The sequence below is a fragment of the Mycobacterium sp. OAE908 genome, assembly GCF_017872775.1.
Classification (GTDB): Bacteria; Actinomycetota; Actinomycetes; order Mycobacteriales; family Mycobacteriaceae; genus Mycobacterium.
The window spans coordinates 83,320-99,904 of sequence record NZ_JAGGJL010000003.1; the positions used below are offsets into that span (position 1 = coordinate 83,320).

A 16,585-nucleotide genomic window follows, 5' to 3' on the forward strand; every position below is an offset into this window, starting at 1 on the left:
ATCGGTCTAGTTCGCCGCGGTGAAGCAAAGCGCCGAACCACCCCGGGCAACGCATCTGGTGCGGGTCGACGGGGTGGTCATGCCGATAGACTGGCGCGATGGCGGAGGTTGCGGTCGATCCCAGCGTGCTTCGCGCGGGGTCGGCTTTTGCTGACCGTCGCGTGGAATTAGGTCTGACACAACGTGATATCGCCGGTATGAAAATCATGGGGCAGCCAGCGCTGGTCGCCTTTGAAAAGGGAAGAGCCTGGCCTCGGGAGAAGACGAGGGCCAAGCTCGAGCAGGTCGCGCGGTGGCCACCGGGCACGTTGGCGAAGCTGCGTGACGGTGTCGCGGCGAACGCAAGCACTGATTCTGCTGCGGCTCACGCCGGGTCTGAGTCGGCGACCCTTGTCACCGACGCGGTGCTGCTGGCGATGGGCAATGTCGTCGCCGCGATCGACGCCCTGCCCAGCGACGACGACCCGGCGTTCGCACCGCGCGCGCATGCCGTGCTGGCTGACCTGCGCAAGCTCGAGGCGATCACGGCGCGCGCGGTGCGCAGCAGCCAGGGCGCCCCCGAGGTCATCAAGGCACTGCGGCTGGTGCGCACTCGCTATGACGACCTGATGGCCCGGTCTGCAGCATCGCCCGGCGCCACCCTCGGTCAGCGGCTGTATGTGGCCCGCAACCGGGCGGCGCTGAGTGTGGCCGAGACGGCGGGGATCGCCGACCTGGCGCCGGAGGTGATCAGCGCGGCGGAGAGCGAACACGGTGTGAGCCGCGCCGACGCGCAGAAGATCGAGGCGCTGATCGACAGCCTCAACCGGGCCTGATCGCGCGGCGACGGGTCGGCCGGGCCCCGGTTGTCGACATCCCCAACGACTCGCCCGCGCTGATCATGTACACGTCGGCTGCGACTGAAGCTGTGCCCGACGGGAATTCGTGTCCGGGGCCGCACCCGGGGACCTTGATACTGGGTGTGTGTCGATCGCTGCGTTGGCCGCCCGGGTGAATCAGGTGCTGCGCCGGGGACACGCCCTATTCGGCGATCCGGCGCCCGACGGTCGGGCCGAGGCGCTGACTGCCGGGTGGGCCGCCGCACGGGACGTGGTGCGCACCAGCCGAATCCGCGCGGCACCGCTGTCGGGCGCCTTGGCAGGCAGCTACGGCGACTTCGCCGAGGACGCGGATGCGGCGCTCGACGCCGCCGCGGGCGCCGACACCGCGCTGACCCGAAGGGTGCAGTCCGCGGCCGCTGCTGACCGGTCGGGGCGCGCCCGCTCCGGGACCGTGCTCACCGGCGCGGGCGCAGACATCGCCGCCCTGGCACCGGTATCCGGCACACCGGCGGGCCAGCGCACCCTCGTCGCGGCGCTGCGCGCCCGCATCGCCCAGCAGCAACGTGTCATCAACGCCTATGCGATTCGCGATGCCCGGCTGGCGGCGATGCTGCGGTCGTTGGCCTACCGGCCCTGCAGTGCAGGTGGCGCTCTCGGCGTGGGCGACACGTCGCTCGGTGACGCCGGCATGCGGGGAATCCAGACGGCGTCGGGGTTGGAGCACCTAACGCCAAACTTGTTGATCGCCAACAGTTTGAGCGGCGCGGAGAAAGCGGTGGGCATCCCGCTGGGGGCACTCACCCCTGACTCCAGTCCGCGGGAAGTGGCCGCGGCCATCATCCATGAGGCATGGCGGCGCGGATACTCGCCACAGCAGACAATCGCGATCCTGTCGTGTGCGATGCAGGAAAGCGGACTCAACCCGAAAGCTGTCAGTCCGAATGGATTGTGGCGAAATATTTTTCAGCAGGACTCTAGCTACGCCGGCAGGGACAATCCCAACCTGGCGATCGCCGCGTTCTTCGACCGCCTTGACCGCCACGGCGGCCCCTCTTCTGCCGACATCTGGAAGTCGATCTTCTGGCTGCAACAGCGCCCCGGTGACCCATCAGCACACGCGGCCTACAGCCGCGGTCGCCGCGAATACCTCACCGAAATCATGAGTCAACACGGGCACGCCGAGCAGATGTACCGCAGCATCACCGACGGCGAATAAAACTCGCCTCTAGCGTAAGTGACTCAATAAACTCACCTCATGTCGATTGACCTGGCGGACATGAGCGTTCGCGATCTGCTGGCCGTATGGTCGGGCGTTGCGGCCGAGCTACAACGTCGAGGGCTGACTCGCACCAACAGCGTGGTCGGAGAGCTGGCCGAGGCCATCGCGCGGCAACATTACGGGGGCACGCTGGCGACCTCGTCAACAACCGGTTACGACCTCGAGACCGATGACGGCGAGCTGATCCAGGTGAAGGCTTTGTGGAAGTCGAGGCCGTCTCGCAACAAGCTCGGCGTAATCCGCGGCGCTCATTATGATTCGGTCTTGGCTGTCGAGTTCGACCAGGGGTTTACCTCGGCGACCGGTTACCGGGTGTTGCGCGCCGATGTCGAGAGGATGGTCCGCCACCAGCCCCACGTCAACGGACGAGAGATCGTGCTAACCGCACGGTTCAAGGCTGACCCGGCCGTTGAAACCGTGGATCTGTCAGATGCTTTCAATAAAGTCTTCTCGTCGACCGGTCCCATCTCACCCAGTGATGACGACCGCGAATAGTCGCGCACCTGCCTTGTCGTCGGCCGAGGACCCCGTGACCCGCCATCGTTGGGGATGTCGTCGATAGGCCAACTTGGTCGCTGACAGCATCTGGCACGCCAGCACATGTCCAGGCTTACGTTGCCGCCAGCCAAAATTTGTGTCCGGGGCCAGGTGTTGGCAGCTTGATACTTGGTGTGTGTCGATCGCCGCGTTGGTTGCGCAAGTGGGTGACGTGCTGGACCGGGCGCACGCATTATTCGGCGATCCGACGCCGGAGGGGCGTGCTGCGACCTTAGATGCCGGTGCGGGGTTGGCGACCGCGGGGGATCTGGTGCGCACGGGTCACGCTCGTGTCGGCGGCCTTTCAGGGGATCTGGCGTCGCGTTACCGCCGGTTCGCCGCAGGTGCGGGACCGACGCTGTACGGCGTGGCCGGCACCGACGAGGCGCTCGGCGGCCAACTGCAAGCGGCGGCGGCTTCGGATCAGTCAGGGCGCGCGGACTCCGGTGCTGTGCGCACCGGCGCCGCCTCCGACACGGCCGTTCTGTCACCGGTGGCCGGCACGCCCGCAGGGCAGCGCGCCCTGGTGACGGCCCTGCGGGCCCGCGTCGCCCAGCAACAGCACATCATCGAAGCCCAGCGGGTCCGCGACGCGCGGCTGGCCGCCGTGGTGCGCGCGCTGGCGTACGGCCGTCAACGACCGGCGTCCGGCGGTATGCCGTTGGCCGGCATACCATTTGGGGGCGGAGGCGGGATGAGTGGTAGCGGCGCAGGGATGCCGCTGGCCGGTATGGCCGGACCGCGCACCATGCTGGCGGGACGGGCTGAGCACCGGGTGACTGACATTCCGGGCGCACCGGGCGATGCCGCCGCTAACGCGGCGTTGAGCCGGCTGGGCCGCCCCTACGTGTGGGGCGCCAAGGGGCCCAGCACATTTGACTGCTCCGGACTGACCCAGTGGGCGTGGCGCCAAGCCGGGGTGAGCCTCGGCGGCGACACCTACAGCCAGATCGCCCAAGGCGTGCCAGTGACACCCGACCAGGTGCGCGCCGGAGACCTGATCTTTCCGCTGGACAACTTCGGTGAGGGTGGTCGCTCCGGGCCCGGCCACGTGCAGCTCGCCATCTCCGGCACGCAGGTCGTCCATGCGCCGACGACGGGTGACGTCGTGAGGATCGCCCCGATGCCGGCCCGCTTCATCGCCCGCAGGCCCGTGCCCGCGGCGGTCGAGGCGTGAAAATTCGCGCACCGGGCCGTCCGGCGGCGGCCTTAGGCTAGAACCCAGCGCAGGAAAGGACCGTGGTGAACCCCAGGATCGAACGCGAAATCGACCGCGTGCTCAACGTTGTCACTCGTGCGCACAAGCTGTTTGGCGGCGACACGCCACCCGCTGATCCACCGGTGTTCACACCCCGCCGAGACCTCGAAGACGATCTGGGCCGCGGACACTTCTGCCGATGAGCAGACCGAAGCACTTCGACGGCCAGACCCACTGGGACGTCTGGGATTCCACCCGCGGCACCCACGGCCTTGCGGCACCGGGGTGGGCGATGCCCTCGGACCCCACCCGCTACATCGGCCAGGACGATCCCTACTGGGTCGCGGTGCTGTACAACGCGCGCCACACCTACGGTGATCCCAACATCCACTACGACACCGACAACGCCGGCCAGCAGCGTCACCTCGTGTTCGGCGATCAGACCCCGCTGCCGTCCGACGCCACTGTCATCTACCACGACTCGTCGACCAAGCAGAACTGGGCCCAAAACGACGACGGCACAGTCGCTCTCGTCGGTCCGGACGGCACGGCGGGGCCGCCGATCACCCCGGCCGGCTATCGCATGGTCGGCTCGGGCTACGCCCCGATCGACGCCCGCGGCCAGCAGATCGCACCGCAGCTGAGCGGAATTCCCAGTAGCAACAACGGTTTTCACACAGATCCGGCGACGGGGGTGCTGACCCCGAAGAACGCCGACGGCGCCTACTACACGCTGGGGCCCGACGGCAAGAAGTCGTTTTTCGACAAGGACGGTCACCCGATCACCGAGGACCAGTACACCAAGGGCAGCGCATCGCCGTCGCGGGACGCAGGTCTGGCCACCGACGAGCAGCAGTCCGGCAAGGCCGCCGACGCCGTCGGCAAATTGCAGGATGAGCTCAAGAAGAAGTATTCGTCGATCAGCGAGGCCGAAGAGAAGCTATCGGAGGTGCTGCTCAGCGCGCACGCGGCCAGCGCCGCCGGACAGCGGCGACTGGGCGAGATCCAAACCAAGATCATCGACGCGGTCAACAACCCGGCGATGTCGATCGACACCCCCGCCGGTGAGCGGTCGTTTCTGACGTTCCTGCACAGTCAGGTCGGCGCGATCAACGACCTGGTGACCTCGGGCAGCCTGACCGCCGACGACCAGGCCAAGACGGCGCAGGCGCTCTCGAAGCTCTACGCGGTCGACGACACCGGTGCCGGCGCGGCCGAATCCTCAACTGCGCCAACGCCACCCGTTGCGCCGCCTCCGGAGGCGGAGCCGGTGGATGCCGGACTGGGCCTCGCGGAGCCGCTGCCCGACCCGTCGTTGTCCGATGTGCTCGGCGGCCTCCCCCTGGACACCGGGCTGGGTGCCGATCCATTGTCGTCGCTGGGCGCGCTGCCCGGTGCCCTCGGCGCGCTGGGCGGGGCACCGAGCACACCACTGGACGGCCTCGGCGGCCTGGCGGGGGCGATCGCGCCGCTGGCCGGGCTGGCGTCACAGGCCGGCGACCACGGTAGTGATCGCTCCCCAGACGCCGTCGAGAAGACCGACGACACCCCAGAACCCAAGGACCACGACGACGCTCGCGATACCACCGAGAAAACCGACCCGGTGGACAAGGCCGCGAGCAATGCAGACGCCGCGCCGGCCGCTGGCCCGCCTGCCCCGCTGGGGGCTCCCGCACCGCCACCGCCACCGACGGACACGGTGCGGCTGCCCGACGGGTCCAGCGCCAACGCCCGCACCGCTGCGGCGGCCCAGGCCGTGACGGCCTATCTCGGCGGGGACACCGTGGATGCCGCCTACAGCAAGAACAACCTGGCGCTGCCGCCGCCGGGAACCCCGGTGACCGACCCCGTTGATCCCAGCCAGCTGGCGTGCGGGGACGTCGGCATCTTCAAAGATCACTATGTGGTGGCGCTGAGCTCGGTGAAGGCGCTGGCCAACGGGCAGGTCGTGCCGCTGGGCTCGGTCGCGTCGAGCCCCGACTTCCTGGGCTGGATCGACCCGACCGCCACCGCGGCACGTCCCCAACCAGCCCCACCGCCGCCGACCGCTCCGCCGACCCCGGCCGCCGAGGCGCTCGCCGACGCCGCATCAGCGGTCCCGGCCGGTTAGCGAGAAGCGCACAATTAGTTGCAACGGAAAGGAAGCTGTAGATGACCGAACCGATCCGCATCGACCCCGCGGTGCTGCGCGAGGTCGCCGCCAACCACGAGGACGTGGCCCGCATCATCGATGCGGCACGCGAGGCCGGCGCGGACATCGCGGCCGCCGTGGACAGCTATGGTCCGATCATGCACCAGGTGAAAGCGGCCGTCGGTGACCTGCTGGCCGAACGCGACACCGCCCTGGCCGACCACAGTGCGCGCCACCGCGCCGCCAGCGACGAGCTGCACCGCGCCGTTCATACCTTCCTCAACATGGACGACGAGAACGCGGCGACCCTGCGGAACCTGTGACCGACGACCCGGCCGCCGTGCCCGCCGCCGAGCGGGAATACTCCGCCCACACCCCCGATGAGATGGTGTGGGTGCGGGTGCTGGGCAGCGGCCGGGTGCTGGGGGTGCAGCTGGAGCCGCCAGTGATGCGCAGGCCGGGCAGCGAGATCGCCGCGGCCATCCAGGCCTGCGCCGACGTCGCCTACCTGGAGGGGCAGGTCGCGCTGCGCGCCGAGTTCGAGCAGCGCGGCGCACCCGCCGACGGGATCAGCTGGATGCCGACGGCCGCCGACCTCGAGCGAGCCCGGGCGCGGTTGAGGAGCTTGCGGTGAAGATCGACGCGCCCGGTCTGGTGGCTGCCGCGCAGCGGCTGCTCGATGCGGTCGTCGCCGTCGGCGGCGCCGAGGTTCCGCATCCGCCGTTGGCGGCGGATGTGGCTTCGGTGGGTGCGGCGGCGCGGTTGAGTGCCGCGGGCGGGGAGTTGGGGGCGGGGCTGGCCGCGCATGTGGCCGCGCTGATCGGCACCGTCGAGGCGTTGACCGGGACGGCGGCGGCGTTCGTGGCGATGGACGAGTTCAATAAGGCGCTGCTGGCGCTGACCGGTGGCCGCGCGTCGGGGCCGCCGGCGCCTGGGGTGTGGGCGCCGCCGGCGCCGCCGGTGCCCCCTGATGTGCGGTTGCCGATGCCGCCGCCGATGACCGGTCCGCCCGAAGCGATCTCGGCGGCCGCGCACGCCGGTGACCCGTCGGCGGGCGAGATGTTCACGTCGGCGTGGTCGCAGGTGGCGAGCAGTGCGCACGACGGCGCCGAGACGATCCGCGCGACCGTCGGGGCGCTACCCGACACGCTGGACGCAGAGGTGTCCACGCCTGCGGTGAGCGCTCACCTGCTGGCCTTCGCCGCCGGGTTGGACACCTACGCCGAACGGGCGCGCACCCTGGTGACGCAGGCGAGCGCGTATGCCGAGAATCAGGTGGCCGCGCGCCAGGCGATCCCGTCGCCGCAGCAGCTGGCCGTCGCCGACCAGAACGTGCGAATCATGCAGGCCAACAACATCGCATCGGGCGGCCGGCACTCGGCCGCGCTTGCCCAGGCGGTGGCCACCAAGACCCAGCTGAACACCCGGGTGACGACCGGCTACGGCGAGTTCCACGCGAACACCGACGCGGCGACGAGCGCCTCGGGTCTCGGCGACCCTGGTGGCGAGCAGGCCGGTGCCGCGGCGGGCGCGGGTGCCGGTGTCGGGGGCTCGGGGAAGGATCCGGCTGCGGCGGGGTCGGCGGATCAGTCCGGTCAGATGGCCGGGCAGATGGCGCAGATGATTCCCACTGTGCTCGGCGCGGTCGGCGGCATGGCCGGCGGCCTGCTGGGCGCGGTGACCAAGGCGCCAGAAGCGTTGATGCAGGCGGCATCTCAGGCAGCCCAGCAGGCAACGCAGGCGATGAAAGGGGTGGGGGAGCCGAAGCTGGATGCCGCCGGTGAACTGCCGGTCATGCCCGAAATGAGTGGCGGCGCAGGCGGTATGGGCGGCGGCCCCGGCGGTGGCGGTGCGGGTGTCAGCCCGGCCGGCGGAGCGGGGCCGTTGTCGGTCGCCCCGACCACGGGTGCACCGTCGACACCGGCGGTGGAGCCCGCCGGGGCATCCGGGCCGCCGTCGGCGCTCGGGCCCACTCAAGGCGGTGCGTCGGGCATGCCGATGGGCATGCCGATGGGTGGGATGGGCGGCCTCGGCGGTGCTGGCGGTCAGGGCGGCGGCGACAAGGGTGAGGCGGGTCGGCCGAAAAAGATTGCCGGGCGCGATATTCCGCACACCGAGGACGTCACCGGACGCGTCGACATCAACCGGCTGGCGGCCGCGGCCGCTGCCACCCGGGGGAGGTCATCCGATGACCCCGATGACGACGACCCGCCGGGCAAGGCCGAACAGGTGGTGCGGCGGCGCATCGTCACCCGGCCTCCCGAGGAGCCGACATGAGCCTCGACGCGTCCGGCTTCGACGACATGGACGACGCGGAGAAGGTCAAGTTCAGCCAGGAAGAATCCGCGGCCACCCTCGCCCGCCTCGACAAGCTGCTCGCCGATCTGGACGGACTGCGGGCCACCGTGGAAGACCCCGACGGATACATCTCGTTCGTCCTCGGTTTCGACGGGCGCCTGCTGGACTTGAAGATCGCCGACGCCATCGGGCACGTGATGACCAACCTCGAACTCGAAGCCCGGCTCAACCGATTGATCGCCGCCGGCGAGGACGGGGTGGATCAGATGCGGGCGGAGTTGTTTTAGAGGGTTGGCAGGTCCGAATCGTGCCGGGGGGCACGCACCCATCAGCGGAAACACTCGAAATGCGGTCTGCTACCGACCCGCTATTGATCTCGCTGCGCCTGCGCTGCTCAAGAGGTTGCGGGTGCATCCCGCCGCGGTCGGATTCGCTGGCCTCGCACGGTTTGCCCAGACCGCCTGATCAGCGCCAACGCGTAGGCCACGCTGGTTCGCTGGTCTGCTTACTACCGGGAACAGATGTCTATCCCATGTCTAAGACCGGTTCCGGCGCGCAATGATCCAAAGCCGTAGCAGGGGATATTTCCTCGCGCCGACTCATCTCGACCACCATGGCAGCCCCAATGACGTGTCTTCGGGCACCATCCGCACCTACATTTGCGGGCGGCGAGCCGGCTACTGCGTCGGCAGGCTGATCGAGGTAGACATCAAAAAGCTAGACGCTCTCGTTGTCACCATCTACAACAGCTGAACTTGCGGCGTTGCGGGGTCACGGTGTCGCGGTCCGGGGCTACGTTTATCGGATGCCGAACCACGTTTGTTGGCTATGCAAGGCGAACACCGGACACGATTTGAGCGGTGATCCCACGTTCCTCGGGCCTGAGGTGGCGCGCCGAAACGCGGCGGGCAAGCGGGTGGCGTGCGCTCCCTTCCGCTGCACAATTTGCAACGGCCAGTCCATAGCAGTTGGCTCAGTTCCGTCGGACTACGGCAGCATTCGCGCCCTGCAGGCGTTTTTCGAGAGCGCGCGCGGCGACGAATTACGTTGGCGCCCATCCGCTATCGAGTCGCGCGATTATCGAGATGTGCCCGACCATGTTGCAGAGGCCGCGACCGAGGCTTACGAGTGCCACAGCTGCGAGCACTATCGTGGAGCGATCATGTTGGCCCGCGCCGTAATCGAGGCAACTGCGAAGGACAAGGGCATCACAACCGGAACTCTCTACAGCAAGATTGAAGCGCTTGCAGCAGGTGGCCTAATTCGGGCGACGATTAAAGACGCCGCCCACGGGGTGCGAGAGCTAGGCAACGAGATGGCGCATGGCGATTTCGTTGACCCGATCAGCGCCGAGGAATCGAAGCTGGTGATCCACCTGATGGGTGAGATCCTCAACGACGTCTACCAGTCGCCCGCAGCCATCGCGCAAGCGCAGCAGGCAGCGCAAGCGCGGCAGCAAGGCGGTCAGCAGTGAGGCGTGCCTTGGCCGAAACTGGTCAATCACATAGCACCGAACGGCTGTAACCCTCACCATCCACAGCAGTTGAGCCGCCGTACGAGTCCTCTTGGGGCTCATAGGTATACGCGAAATTCAGCACGTTCGGCTGAAGCGGCATCTGTGGCGGAGCTAGATTGCGCCGCGTGAACCCGGGACCGGTCTGCAGGAAGTACATGCCTTCCCTGCCATCGAACCGTCCGATCATTTCCCGCACGGTCGCGGCGTCTTGTGCCACGTTCGGGTAGAGAACCTTGTCCAGCTTCTCCTGCAACGAACCCATTAGAGGCTGAACGTTATTGATCATGTCCAGCACGTTCGGGTCGTAATCCAACTTCTCCAGCTCGCTCCGCTTGAGCCAAGGCTTCGTCCGGTTGTCGTTGTGGAACTCCAGCATGAACGCGCGGTCCATGGTGATGACCACCGCAGGCTCGGCATTGATGCTGATGTTGAAGCTCCACTTGAAAGCATCGATGTCGCCATGCTGCAGTGCATCTCGTAGAGCCTCTAGCCACCTGTAATCAAACGACGTCTCCTTGAGCTCGGTGAACAGCGCTTTGATCTTGTCCACCTCTGAGCGGTCCAGGCCCAGGGTTCGCCGTGCGCTGCGAATTGTTTGGTACTCGTGGATCTGCAAAGCAGCGGTGAACGAAATCAATGCCGAACGCAGTTTACGTCGCCGTTCAGCCATGGCGGCGCTATGACGTAGCAGCCCTTGGTTTCCCTGAAGCTCGCGCAGCACGTACATCAGCACATCGCATAAGCGGTCGCCTTCGTCTGAGATGTGCTGCAACAGTTCACAATCCAGCATGCGCCGAATCCTGTTGTACGCGTCTACGTATCGGGAGTTGTCCTCTTCGGCGAACGAACACACTTTCTCGAAGATCGGGGCATCCGACCGATTGGGGTCGCGGTGAAACAAAATCGCGCCGTACTGGTCTGCCTCCGCTTCGGCGTCCTGAGCGTCCAGCTCGTCGTTCTTCTCTCCCAATGCGTCCATAGATTTCTTGAGCTCGCACGCCACGGCAGTGAACCTCTGTTGGATTTCATCCGACCGCGGTAGGCCTTCGGAAAGCCAACGCTTGCATTCAGATAGGACGCCGTCCAAGGCGTATGAAACAAGCTGTTGAGCGGAATCCCGCGTGTACCGGTCCCGAACTTCGGGCGTGTCAGCCCAATCCATAGCAGCAGCAGTTCCGACCTTGGCCAGCGCGTTTAGGGCCTCGAAGATCACCAAGGCCTGCGGCCCAGCGTGTGTGACGCTAGGCAACCCTATGTGTTGCCACGCATCGAGCGCGCCGTCACAGAAATCTGTGGCGTCGTCGCCCTCGATGTCGTCCAACGCGGCGGCGAACGCCTCCAACCGGCCGATCCAGTCGCGCACTTGCTCTATGGATTCCTGCTCTTCCTCCATGTCTCTTCCTTCTCCCGTACTGTCACATTGTCTGTGGCCCCCGTTCATTGGGCAGCCGTACAGAGTCGCACGCAGGTCCGGCAAACGCACGCATTAAAAGGCGGCGTGTCGGTGTACGTGGCGTTCGCTAGCTTGTCGGCGAGGCGGGGCGGGCAGTGAGCTGACCGTTAAGTTCCCTCCAGCGCTGGCCTTTCCAACCGAGGACAGGAGGGCTAACTGCGTTTTGACTTATGGGCACCTATGTCTTTCGACGACGACGACGTTCGTGCGTTTGGGCGTCATTTCGAAGCTGTCTGGCGCGCGTTTCGAATCGCCTTTGTTGCCGCGGCGCCGGAGGCCATCGGGCAAATGCGCACAATGGAGGCGTCCTGATTTTGCGCCGGGTGCCAGTGATGACTGTCCGCGGCTAACCGTCTAAGTCGATATACAGGACTTCGTGGACAGCCTCGCCGCTCTCGGTACGTCCTTCAACAATTAGGTCGAATGTGTCGTCGTGGCCGCTCGCTAAGAGCGTTGGCAGGTTCTTCGTCTTCCCGGCAGGAAGCCGTCGGATAGGGAATCCGTCGATGCGACCGCGAAACTTAGCCCCATTCGGAGAACTCACCTCATAGAGGTCCTCTGTGCCAACATTGAGCAGCTGAATGAAATCGCTGCCCGACCTGCCACGGGTGAATTTTGCATCCAGGTGCTTCCTGCTGCGGGCGACGTCGCTTGGTAATCGCTCCCCGCCCAGGACGGGGGTCTCGCCCCGCGCCTCCGGCGCTGCAAAGTCACCGGCCTTCAACCAATCCGTTCCGCTGGTATCAACTTCGCAGCCGGCGGTCTTTAGCCGATTCGCAAGATCGAGTCTCTTTTCTGGACTGTTGCTCAGCCGCACGGCGTGGCGCCCCGCAACATCGCTGAATGGCCGGAGAGTCCCCAATTCGACAAGAATCGTCCGCCTCGGATCTCGACCCATGGCGATACCGGCCTCGAACAGCACGTTAGGGCGAGCCTGCGGTCCTGGTTTTGTGTCGGGATCATCAGCTCCGCTCGCATGGTGAGCTACGAGATACGCCATCTCATCGGGCGTCATAAGCACCACTATGGCTTGGGCCATGTCGAAGGCCGTGTCGAGTACTTCACCGATGTAGGGACTCGCCGAGCCGGTTGCTGCCAACGCGCGACTCCACTCGATTGGGTTCAAACCAACGGCACGAAGAAATGTGAACATCGATTGACGGGCCGCTTCGTTGCGGCCGTGGACCACGAAGACTCTCTTGGGATCGGCAGAGGGCACCAACTCAGCATATTGGGGACCTAACGCGCTTCAAGGCCCTGGGTTCACGCGTCGCTAGAATCCCGCCGGTAATCACGGAACTGACGGGGCAACGGACCGAAGAATCGGACGAGGTCGACCGGCTCCGACCGAGCTCGCCGCGTGGAGAATCGTTGAAAGTCGGGCTGGGCCGGGTCCATCGCCAGGGAGCACTCAGAGGCGCGGGTCGCCCAGCGACATCGAAGCCTGTGCTCGGTCAGCACCGCACCGAGAGTCTGCGCTCCCTAGATGTCTCTAATGAGGGCCGTCGCCGGACTCTCGCAAAGCCGCCGCGAGTGGTCAGTCGATGGGCCATGGCATCGCCTGGGGCAGCAACGTTCCATGCCGAGGCGGTTAAAACATCCCCACGTCGAGATCGCAGCACTAGATCGAAGGGCGAACCGCCCTTCGATCTAGTGGGCATGCGCGTAACAGGGTGCGCGCAGTTCGGATAGAGTGTTAGAAAGCCCTATGCACTCCGGCAGCTCGAGAGTCAGCTCTGGGACCAGGTCGAACGCCGAGCACAACGCCTACCCAACGCGGATCAGGGACTATGCAAGTTACCGGGGCATCGAGAGACCTCCGAGCGCATCCCGGTAGTCTGATCAAGACCGAGGCACATACTTAGGCCGCAGGTTATGGGCGGTGTGCGGCAACGGTTGGCGGCAATAGGGCAGCGACGTCGGATCGAGATCCGGCTAGCGCACAGGATGAACGGAAATCAGATGATCCTCTCACCGCAAGCCGTTCTTCGAGGAGATAGCAAAGGCAGCTTTGTTCTGGACCTTGGCACCAGGGACTTAACGAATCCAGAAGGCGCTGGCCTAGACCTTCGCGTTGGTGCGGTCCACGAACTTCAAGGTGATTCGTTTCTTGGTATTGAAGAACGCTACACGCCTGAAGCTATCCCGCTTTCACGCGACGCAGATGAATGCTACGAGCTAATGCCGGGTTGCTATTACGTCGCGACAACCATCGAAAAAGTAAGGCCCCCGTCGGACCTGGCGGCTCTCGTCATCGCACGCTCTTCCCTATACAGATCTGGCTTGATCATGTCAGCAGGATTAGTCGCTCCGGGATACGAAGGAGCCATCACGGTCGGGCTTTTCAATGCCGGATCAAAAGTGTTTAGGCTTCAACAGGAGGCGCGTTTCATTCATATCATATTTATGGCGATGTCTGAGGCAGCCAGTCTGTATCGAGGTCAATGGCAGGGTGGTCGGATCGCGGCGCCCGATCCAGAGACGCAGGTATGAGCCATCCTGAAGAATTCCTGTCACCTCAGTTCACCGCGCAAGAACCGGTGGAATTGAGCAGGAGCCGTTTCAGAGAGCTATTTCAACCATCACGTATCGTCATAGCACTGTTGCCTTCGCCTATCCACGAATCGGGATATAACCCCATTACGCTGTGCTTTACGACCTGGGCGTCATACAATCCTCGAATGATGGGCATAGCGATCCAGGACAGCAATTTCTCGCACGGCCTCGTAAAGGAAGGCACGCCGATATCGCTGTCTATTCCAGGGCGTTCGCTCGTGGACGAGACTATTTATTTCGGTACACGGTCCGGCCGGGAATATGACAAGCTCATCACCTCCGGTGTTCACTTAGTCCCTGGGCAGAGCGTTGACGTGCCAGCATTGAAAGGCTCGCTCGGGGCAATCGAATTGGAAACCATTGCAGTGCATCCATCCGGTGACCACGTCATGGTAATCGGAGAGGTAACCGCCATGCTTGGATACGACATGTGTGAGACCCCATTAGTCTCGGTCGGCGCGCGCACACGGGGATTTACAGTCCTTCGTAAGCACGGACAGCACCGCATAGCTGTACCTTCCCAGGAAGCTCGGCCCACCTAGTTCGACATGACACTTTTGGTGCTGGTGGGACCTAGTGGAGTGGGTAAAACCTTGCTCGGCAACCGATTACTCGATGAGCTGCCGGCAGCTTCTTGGGTTCGGACCTACACGACACGTCAAATTCGGCCTGAGGAACAAGCCAGATCGGGACGTGTTTCCCTTTTACCCGAGGAGTTTGACGCAGTATCGTTCGCTGGAGCGTTCGCCTGGCAGACATATCAGTACGGGGAGTCATACGGGACTTCCATGGAGGATATTGCCGTCGCGCCAATCGTGAATTCAATAATCTATATGCTGGATTTTAGCCCGACTGAGATACACCACACGTCCGGCGTTACGGGATTTGTTCATCACCTGTTAATTCTCCCGCCAAGCAAGGAAGCGCTGCTGAGCCGCCTCGTCAACAGCGGGCGCACTGACCGTATTGACGAGGCGCTGAAAAACTTCGAGTACGCAGAAACGCTCGCGAACAGTTCATGGGCGTCCAAAAGCGAGAATTCTGTAATCATAAACGATGATATCGCGATAACTGCCGTCCAAGCACTGAAGATTATCCATGATCGGAAGCTGAGGAGACCTCTGTAATGGCTCTGCCAGATACACTCACCATAAAGGATGCAGTCGCCGCGAGTCTAGATGTAACTCAAGGTGTCGAGCTATCGCCGTACGAGTCCCCAGAGCAGGATGTCAATGAATTCTTGCTTTTCCTGAAGCCATCAGCCTTGGCCGCCCTCGCCGCTGGGAATGATAAGCTGCGGTCCCTTATCGAGCAGAGTTTGGAAAGATTCAACGTCAAACTTGGATCCATTAGACTCCTGTCAGGCAGAGCGCTCCGTGCCTCGAAAGCTATACGTAGACATTACGGCACGATCAACGAAGTTTCCGAGAAGGGTCTCGCCGCTTTCGACAATCAAGCCGAACTTTCTGCGCAAGAGTTGCTGGACCGGACCCCAGGCCTGAAAATACTCGGCGCCCATCAATTTATTGACCGCTTTCCCAATATCACTCCAAGTGAACTCACCGCAATGTTCGATGGCCGTGAAATCCATCGGTTATCGGGCGGTACCTATGGCGTTCGGTTAAATTATTCCGGTGAAGAGATTCTGCTGCTAAATGGATTTCACCCTGAGCAGGTTGAGGAGTTCGAGAACTTATCTGCCTCGATAATGCTGTTGCAGGCGACCTCCAGAACCGGCTGGTCAGTGCTGCGCTCCGACCTAATTGGTGCAACAGACCCCGCGAAAGCCGCGCCGAATTCCCTCCGACAGGCTTTCCTCGCAAACGCTTCGGAACTCGGCTTAGGACCGGTATCTTCGCTACGAAATGGGATCCATATGTCCGCAGGGCCATTAGAAGGAGCGGTTGAGATTTCGCGGTTTCTTTTTGAGACTGAGCCAGGGAGCGTTGGTCGGGGTGTTTTAAGATCTAGCTTGGGCGCCGCTGTAAGTCGTATCGCCGGTCCGGACTTAATCGTGCAGTTGGCAGACAATCCTGTGATCGACTTGGACGATCGTCGCGGTCGTGCATTCGATTTATTCGAGGACATAGACACCTCTATGTTTCTGAATTCTATAAGGCATGGGATCTCGATTGGCTCTGTGGAATCTAACTGATGAGCTATTAGCGATACTCGGCGCCGAGAGCGTGTCGGCTGGGTTCCGTGCGGCCGGCCTTGAGGTTGGAGACGAGCTCTGCTTTACAACGGTCCGAGACTGGTATCGGGCGGGAGGGGAGTCCTACGTATACGTCTTCGACGTCTCGGACAATCAACAGTCGTTTCGGCTACTCCTGAAATCCCTCGTTGGCTCAGTCGGCGGGCTGGAGTACAAATTCAAGGAAGTGCTAGAACGGAGACGACTTCTCGAGCATAGAGGAATTGGGACACCCAAGCTTTACGGCCATCACAAGGCGACGCTCCTCGAGGAATTCGTGCCGTATACCTTAAGGGAGGCACTTTCCCGACCCGGGGATGACATGTTTCGCGCCGCCCTCGATGCTATTCGATTAGGCACGACCCTTGATTCGCTTGGTTTCGCGCCAGTATCCCTTTTTCCCGATTTGAGGTCGCACGGAGCGAACGCGGTGCTCGTTGACTTCGGATCTGACCTTGGGCCGCCTCACGCCTCACCCGGTGGAAGGCTTAAGTCCTACACCGAGGCGATTGAGTTTGTCCATAGCTGCAACGGGTTAACCCTGCCCGAACTAGAGTCATGGGAACGCCGAAAGCTGCAGGTCGACTGACAGGGGGACCGAC

General features: G+C 63.9%; 18 protein-coding genes. 16 read left to right on the forward strand and 2 right to left on the reverse strand.

Going from position 1 to position 16,585, the window contains the following annotated elements; all coding sequences use genetic code 11:
- Window positions 1–98 precede the first annotated feature (98 nt).
- The 11 genes from J3E61_RS32840 to J3E61_RS32890 all read left to right on the forward strand — a co-directional run bounded on the left by J3E61_RS32840 (window position 99) and on the right by J3E61_RS32890 (window position 9,738).
- The gene (locus tag J3E61_RS32840; protein WP_210086846.1) at window positions 99–815 is read left to right on the forward strand and encodes a helix-turn-helix transcriptional regulator; all 717 of its coding nucleotides are present in this window, start codon (window positions 99–101) and stop codon (window positions 813–815) included.
- Window positions 816–969: 154 nt separating this feature from the next.
- Complete coding sequence (locus J3E61_RS32845; RefSeq protein ID WP_210086995.1) at window positions 970–2,037, forward strand: hypothetical protein; 1,068 nt, start codon at window positions 970–972, stop codon at window positions 2,035–2,037.
- 39 nt (window positions 2,038–2,076) lie between these two features.
- Window positions 2,077–2,595, forward strand: a complete 519-nt coding sequence (locus J3E61_RS32850) for a hypothetical protein (protein ID WP_210086847.1) — start codon at window positions 2,077–2,079, stop codon at window positions 2,593–2,595.
- A gap of 139 nt (window positions 2,596–2,734) precedes the next feature.
- Window positions 2,735–3,814 carry a C40 family peptidase gene (locus tag J3E61_RS32855; RefSeq protein ID WP_210086848.1) on the forward strand — a complete coding sequence of 360 codons (1,080 nt, stop codon included), beginning with the start codon at window positions 2,735–2,737 and terminating at the stop codon, window positions 3,812–3,814.
- Between the two features lie 62 nt (window positions 3,815–3,876).
- Window positions 3,877–4,038, forward strand: a complete 162-nt coding sequence (locus J3E61_RS32860; RefSeq protein ID WP_210086849.1) for a hypothetical protein — start codon at window positions 3,877–3,879, stop codon at window positions 4,036–4,038.
- Entirely contained in the window at window positions 4,035–5,945 is a 1,911-nt protein-coding gene (locus tag J3E61_RS32865) for a DUF4226 domain-containing protein (RefSeq protein ID WP_210086850.1), read from the forward strand. The genes J3E61_RS32860 and J3E61_RS32865 overlap by 4 nt, the downstream gene beginning before the upstream one ends.
- Window positions 5,946–5,986: 41 nt before the next feature.
- On the forward strand, window positions 5,987–6,289 hold the full coding sequence (locus J3E61_RS32870) for a hypothetical protein (RefSeq protein ID WP_210086851.1): 303 nt from the start codon (window positions 5,987–5,989) through the stop codon (window positions 6,287–6,289).
- Entirely contained in the window at window positions 6,286–6,600 is a 315-nt protein-coding gene (locus J3E61_RS32875; protein WP_210086852.1) for a hypothetical protein, read from the forward strand. The genes J3E61_RS32870 and J3E61_RS32875 overlap by 4 nt, the downstream gene beginning before the upstream one ends.
- Entirely contained in the window at window positions 6,597–8,243 is a 1,647-nt protein-coding gene (locus J3E61_RS32880) for a hypothetical protein (protein WP_210086853.1), read from the forward strand. Before J3E61_RS32875 ends, J3E61_RS32880 begins: the two co-directional genes overlap by 4 nt.
- The gene (locus J3E61_RS32885; RefSeq protein ID WP_210086854.1) at window positions 8,240–8,551 is read left to right on the forward strand and encodes a hypothetical protein; all 312 of its coding nucleotides are present in this window, start codon (window positions 8,240–8,242) and stop codon (window positions 8,549–8,551) included. The genes J3E61_RS32880 and J3E61_RS32885 overlap by 4 nt, the downstream gene beginning before the upstream one ends.
- A gap of 719 nt (window positions 8,552–9,270) precedes the next feature.
- Window positions 9,271–9,738: a DUF4145 domain-containing protein gene (locus J3E61_RS32890; RefSeq protein ID WP_210086996.1), complete on the forward strand. Its 468-nt coding sequence runs from the start codon at window positions 9,271–9,273 to the stop codon at window positions 9,736–9,738.
- Between the two features lie 22 nt (window positions 9,739–9,760).
- On the opposite strand, the gene J3E61_RS32895 is transcribed toward J3E61_RS32890, so the two are convergent.
- Window positions 9,761–11,173 carry a hypothetical protein gene (locus J3E61_RS32895; protein WP_210086855.1) on the reverse strand — a complete coding sequence of 471 codons (1,413 nt, stop codon included), beginning with the start codon at window positions 11,171–11,173 and terminating at the stop codon, window positions 9,761–9,763.
- A 406-nt stretch (window positions 11,174–11,579) separates the two neighbouring features.
- Complete coding sequence (locus J3E61_RS32900) at window positions 11,580–12,452, reverse strand: nucleotide-binding protein (protein WP_210086856.1); 873 nt, start codon at window positions 12,450–12,452, stop codon at window positions 11,580–11,582.
- Between the two features lie 728 nt (window positions 12,453–13,180).
- Between J3E61_RS32900 and J3E61_RS32905 the strand changes: the two genes are divergently transcribed.
- The 5 genes from J3E61_RS32905 to J3E61_RS32925 are packed head-to-tail and all read left to right on the forward strand — an operon-like array spanning window position 13,181 to window position 16,572.
- Entirely contained in the window at window positions 13,181–13,726 is a 546-nt protein-coding gene (locus tag J3E61_RS32905) for a hypothetical protein (protein WP_210086857.1), read from the forward strand.
- Complete coding sequence (locus tag J3E61_RS32910) at window positions 13,723–14,331, forward strand: flavin reductase family protein (protein ID WP_210086858.1); 609 nt, start codon at window positions 13,723–13,725, stop codon at window positions 14,329–14,331. The genes J3E61_RS32905 and J3E61_RS32910 overlap by 4 nt, the downstream gene beginning before the upstream one ends.
- Before the next feature lie 6 nt (window positions 14,332–14,337).
- Window positions 14,338–14,916 (forward strand): hypothetical protein, encoded by a 579-nt coding sequence (locus J3E61_RS32915; RefSeq protein WP_210086859.1) that lies wholly within the window; start codon window positions 14,338–14,340, stop codon window positions 14,914–14,916.
- A complete protein-coding gene (locus J3E61_RS32920; RefSeq protein ID WP_210086860.1) occupies window positions 14,916–15,944 on the forward strand; it encodes a hypothetical protein in 1,029 nt (342 codons plus the stop codon). The genes J3E61_RS32915 and J3E61_RS32920 overlap by 1 nt, the downstream gene beginning before the upstream one ends.
- A complete protein-coding gene (locus J3E61_RS32925; RefSeq protein ID WP_210086861.1) occupies window positions 15,922–16,572 on the forward strand; it encodes a hypothetical protein in 651 nt (216 codons plus the stop codon). Before J3E61_RS32920 ends, J3E61_RS32925 begins: the two co-directional genes overlap by 23 nt.
- Window positions 16,573–16,585: the final 13 nt, after the last annotated feature.

Coding starts and splice junctions, on each gene's coding strand:
- J3E61_RS32840 (WP_210086846.1), top strand. CDS start 99: ATGGCGGAGGTTGCGGTCGATCCCAGCGTGCTTCGCGCGGGGTCGGCT.
- J3E61_RS32870 (WP_210086851.1), top strand. CDS start 5,987: ATGACCGAACCGATCCGCATCGACCCCGCGGTGCTGCGCGAGGTCGCC.
- J3E61_RS32895 (WP_210086855.1), bottom strand. CDS start 11,173: ATGGAGGAAGAGCAGGAATCCATAGAGCAAGTGCGCGACTGGATCGGC.
- J3E61_RS32920 (WP_210086860.1), top strand. CDS start 14,916: ATGGCTCTGCCAGATACACTCACCATAAAGGATGCAGTCGCCGCGAGT.
- J3E61_RS32910 (WP_210086858.1), top strand. CDS start 13,723: ATGAGCCATCCTGAAGAATTCCTGTCACCTCAGTTCACCGCGCAAGAA.
- J3E61_RS32865 (WP_210086850.1), top strand. CDS start 4,035: ATGAGCAGACCGAAGCACTTCGACGGCCAGACCCACTGGGACGTCTGG.
- J3E61_RS32885 (WP_210086854.1), top strand. CDS start 8,240: ATGAGCCTCGACGCGTCCGGCTTCGACGACATGGACGACGCGGAGAAG.
- J3E61_RS32850 (WP_210086847.1), top strand. CDS start 2,077: ATGTCGATTGACCTGGCGGACATGAGCGTTCGCGATCTGCTGGCCGTA.
- J3E61_RS32905 (WP_210086857.1), top strand. CDS start 13,181: ATGAACGGAAATCAGATGATCCTCTCACCGCAAGCCGTTCTTCGAGGA.
- J3E61_RS32915 (WP_210086859.1), top strand. CDS start 14,338: ATGACACTTTTGGTGCTGGTGGGACCTAGTGGAGTGGGTAAAACCTTG.